This is a genomic window from Elusimicrobiota bacterium, from assembly GCA_040757695.1.
Classification (GTDB): Bacteria; Elusimicrobiota; UBA8919; order UBA8919; family UBA8919; genus JBFLWK01.
The window spans coordinates 1-4,381 of sequence record JBFLWK010000134.1 but is presented as its reverse complement, the minus strand read 5'-3'; the positions used below and the strand labels follow the sequence as shown (position 1 = coordinate 4,381).

General features: G+C 34.1%; 7 protein-coding genes. 1 reads left to right on the top strand and 6 read right to left on the bottom strand.

The features are described from left to right. Positions 1-193: hypothetical protein (locus tag AB1349_13095; GenBank protein ID MEW6558259.1), on the top strand; the 193-nt coding region annotated here is incomplete at its 5' end. Here the strand turns inward: AB1349_13095 and AB1349_13090 are convergent. The 6 genes from AB1349_13090 to AB1349_13065 all read right to left on the bottom strand — a co-directional run bounded on the left by AB1349_13090 (position 190) and on the right by AB1349_13065 (position 4,212). Then, a complete protein-coding gene (locus AB1349_13090; protein ID MEW6558258.1) occupies positions 190-525 on the bottom strand; it encodes a FeoA family protein in 336 nt (111 codons plus the stop codon). The two genes, AB1349_13095 and AB1349_13090, sit on opposite strands and share 4 nt — an antisense overlap. A 122-nt stretch (positions 526-647) precedes the next feature. Further along, a complete protein-coding gene (locus tag AB1349_13085; GenBank protein ID MEW6558257.1) occupies positions 648-1,598 on the bottom strand; it encodes a hypothetical protein in 951 nt (316 codons plus the stop codon). 203 nt (positions 1,599-1,801) lie between these two features. Next, positions 1,802-2,233 (bottom strand): transcriptional repressor, encoded by a 432-nt coding sequence (locus AB1349_13080; GenBank protein ID MEW6558256.1) that lies wholly within the window; start codon positions 2,231-2,233, stop codon positions 1,802-1,804. Between the two features lie 347 nt (positions 2,234-2,580). Further along, entirely contained in the window at positions 2,581-2,826 is a 246-nt protein-coding gene (locus AB1349_13075) for a hypothetical protein (GenBank protein ID MEW6558255.1), read from the bottom strand. A 38-nt stretch (positions 2,827-2,864) separates the two neighbouring features. Continuing rightward, complete coding sequence (locus AB1349_13070; GenBank protein ID MEW6558254.1) at positions 2,865-3,173, bottom strand: ferredoxin family protein; 309 nt, start codon at positions 3,171-3,173, stop codon at positions 2,865-2,867. A 103-nt stretch (positions 3,174-3,276) separates the two neighbouring features. Continuing rightward, a complete protein-coding gene (locus AB1349_13065; GenBank protein MEW6558253.1) occupies positions 3,277-4,212 on the bottom strand; it encodes a hypothetical protein in 936 nt (311 codons plus the stop codon). Positions 4,213-4,381: the final 169 nt, after the last annotated feature.

The window sequence follows — 4,381 nt, the reverse complement described above, 5'->3', positions numbered from 1 at the left end:
AGTGATTAAGGTGATAGTCCTCAAAAAATTTTTTGTTAATAACCCTGTGAATAATTCAGTCAAATCTGATACAGGATACCTCTATCTCAACTTAATTTTTTACTTGACTTCTAATAGAGAATCTCCTTTAGCCACTGAATTTCACAGAATTTCACTGAAATTAAAAATTAAAATCTGTGCAAATCTGTGTTAATCTGTGGTTACTCGCCTAGGCGAGTTTTCTTGTTGCGGATGTGTATTTTCAACCTGGACGATAATTCTTCTGGACATGCCAAAACCAATCGCTGCTTCGGTATTGCCTAAAGAGACAACTACAGGACCTTTTGCAAACTGTCCTGAAACTTTTGTAATTTTAACATTTTGCCTTATGCCCATAGCTTCTAACCGTTTAGTCATGCCAAGACCACCTTGAATCTCCAGTACCGTTCCTTTTTCTCTAGCCTTCATTCTGGTCAAATCCATAACTTGCTCTACCATAGTATTTTCACCTCCCTTATTCTCATCGTTCCATTCAATTTTAGCCACGAATTAACACAAATTTGAAACAAGAAGCAAGAAGTCAGAAGCAAGAAGTCAGATTTTTCTTGCTTCTTGCATCTTGCCTCTTACATCTTAAAATTCGCGAAAATTCGTTGCCATTCGTGGTATTAAAAACTTATAACAATCTGTGAAGTAAATAGATTATTATCTACTTCTGGTTTTTCTTGGTTTATTTGATACTCTGTCCTTATAGAAACATTTTCTAATAAGTCGTATCCAACAGTTAAAGTCAATCTTGTCTGTCCATCTCCATCTTTTGGTTTCCAACTTCCATAACGAGCCACACCATAGAGTTTATCAGTTATATTACCAAGCAACTCAACATAATAACCATCGTGCTTATTTACTTGAGCTTCTGGTATTTCTTCTTCACCGGCAATGTATTCACCTTTTAGTTTAATTATCTTGTAACTGGCTTGGATATCAACCCCAGCCCTTGAAAGAATATCTTCTGTGTTGTCATCAAGATATGGACCTTGAGTATAGGAAAAGCCTATTTCAACATCTTCTTTAGGCAAAACTCCTATTCGTCCACCTACTGTTTTAGCATTATTATTATCTGCAAGTTGATTAACCGGAACTCCTTCATCCTCGCCCATACCATTGACACCGTAAAGATTGTAATTAAACTTAGAAATAGAGCCGCACAGGTTGATTCCTATATCACCCCAGCCTCCATCCATCATTAATTCTGTTGTAAGCGGTGCACTGACCAGTTTTCTGTCCGGGGTAGCAAAAACCTGGTAATCAATACCAAAAGGTATATCAAGCAAGCCAACTTGCAGGTGAAGATAATCTTCTTTAAGCAGATTTACGTCCACCAGGGTTTGACCTAAACCAACCGTTTCGCCTTCAACAACCACTGCTCCTTCAAAAGAGACTTTGTCTGAAAATTTAGAAGCAAGATCAATTTCAAATGCACCCATTTCAAAAGAAGATTTTTCTCCTTGCTGTCCAGAAAGCTTACTATCAACAAACCCAGAAATTTCAAGTTCAGCTTCCAGCAGTCCGCCAGTTAAGAAACAAACTACCGCTAAAACAATACAAATCTTTTTCATGGTTTTTTCCTCCTTTCTCCTTTTGGTCCTGTAATTTGACCACAGATGAACACAGATTTTCACAGATTTCTTAATTCTTAATTCTCAATTTTTAATTCCTGTTTTTATCTGTATTTACCTGTGGTTTCATTTTTTGCATTACAGTACTAAAAAATCCATCACCTCCTCCTGTTAAACTGTTGTGCAACAATCGTGCCAATTGTTTAGTCTCTGCGGCACTTATCGCAGATGCCATAAATTTCTAATCTATGTGTTTCAGGTAAGAAGTGGTATTTTTTTACTATTTTGTCTTGTAAGTTTTCAATAGTTGTATTAAGGAACTCAATTGCTTTCCCACAATTTGTACAAACTAAATGGTCGTGATGTTTATGTGCATATTTATGTTCGTAATGAGTTTTTCTGTCACCTAATTTTACTTCTCTCGCTATACCACAATTAGCAAACAATTTCAAGCTACGCTGTACAGTAGCGTATCCTATCTCATGATTTTTTTTCTTTATATGGTCATAGAGTTCTTCTGCAGCAACATGCTTTTCAATCTTAAGGAACTGCTTAAGTATTTTTTCTCTTTGCTTACCTTTCCGCAGCTTTTTTTCTGTTAAATAATTATCAAGAATTTCCTTTTCGTTTTCCATAATAAGTTGTTGAACGTGAAATGTGTCATGTGTAATGTATGAAAACACAGTCCGCAAAAACTATTTAAAATTTACATTTCACATAACACATCACACATTACACAATCCTTTAAATTCTGTGTTTTTTCTGTGTAGTTCTGTGGCTTGTTTGAAATAATGATGATGATTTTCATCATCATTATAACATAAAAAACTTATTTTGTCAAGTACTTTTTTTTATTTCTAACAAATTTTTTTGTGCATAGGAAAGTATAAAACAAAATATACCACAGAGACACAGAGAAAAGCAGAGGTTCACAGAGAAAGTAAAACTCTAAAGAGTTAATTCCAAGACTTAATTCCATTATTTATTTTTCTCTGTGACTTCGTGTCTCTGTGGTTATGAAATTTTTTATGCGCCAATGATGCATATAATTCTTCATATACTCGTTATATCTTTTTCTATTCCTTTGCCTGTATTTTTTCTGATAATCAGGATGTACTTCTCTCCAATTTTTTACTGCCTGACGAACTTTGAAAACATACCCAGGATTAGTCTTGAAATTGAAATAACCCGGATTTTCTTCTTTCCATTTTTTCATGTACAATTTCATATAATTATGCTGATTTTTGTTTAAGTTTGCCATTTTATTTAGCCGTACCTGTACTTAATACCAAAACCACCTCGGGGATGATTCCATTCTATTGCTCCGTATTTACAAGCGATTCTACATGAACCACACTCCAAACATCCTTCCCAGGATAGTACAATTTCTCCATTATTTTCTTTATAGTTTTCTACTGGACAGATATATAAACACGGTTTCCCTTCACAAGATTGACAAAATTCTTTATTTTTCAAACGCACATGTGGATGGTTGTTATCAACATTAAATTGATTCAGATATAACTTTTCTTCTATACTGAGTTTCTTTAATTCGTTAAAAATTTCGTTATCCATAATTTGTCCAAGAACTGTGTAATGTGAAATGTAAGTTTTGAATAGGCTTTGTGCAAGGTCTTTTCATACATTACACATTACACATTTAACATTCAACAATGTTTTATATCCAGTTCATAATGTTAGCTAAGTCAAAAGCTTTATTTATAAATTTTCCAGTTCCGATTTTCTGGTTGAACTTTTCTACAACTATCTTTTCAATTTCTTCTTTAGGTGTTTCGGAAACCTGAAAATAATCGGTTACCAGTTCAGCAAAATAATCAGGGAACTCACTAAACAATTCTGGATGTTTCTCGCCGAGTAAGTAAAATTTGCGAAATTTTATCAAATCTTTAATTACAAAACTGTTATTTAACTTCTTTATATACAGGTTCAATTTCTTTCGTGAAAAATCTTGCTCTTTTTTTGCTTCAATTACTGTCTCTGCTGCCATCAAACCCGAAGCCATAGATAAATTTGAGCCTTCATGAAAAAAAGAAGCATTGATTAAACCTGCACAATCGCCAACTAATATTACTCCATTATCTACCAAATACTGTGGTAGTCCATGGTAACCCGCTTCCGGTATTAGATGTGCACAATACTCTTCAGTTTTGCCTCCTCGTACAAGGCAACTCACAGAACTGTGACTTTTGAAATGTTCTATTAATTCATGTGGTCGGATTTTCTTTGCTTGAATCTCACTTAATAAACAACCTACACCAACAGAAATACTATCTTTATTTGTATATATAAAGCCACTACCGAACATACCTTTTACAGCATCACCAAAATATTCAATTGCTACGCCGTTGTTATTAGATATACAGAACCGATCTTCAATTACTTCCTGTGGTAGAGAAATTATTTCTTTTACTGCTATAGACATTTGCTCAGCAGATGGAACATTTTTTAACCCTTCTTTTTCAGCAAGTACAGCATTAGCACCTTCTGCAAGTATTATTACATCAGCATAAAGTATATCATCGTCTGAATTAGTTTTTATACCTACACATTGGGGACCATCCCAGATAAGTTCGCTTACTGTAACATTTGGCAACACCGTTGCTCCTACTTTTTCTGCTTCTTTAGCAAACCACTGATCGACCTGAAAAACGGCTATAAATTTATATTTTACCGATAATAAAATGCTCTTGACACAACCGTATAAAAATGATACACTTATGACAAATGCCAAAAGGCATACAAAAAATAAATTTTATATTCGG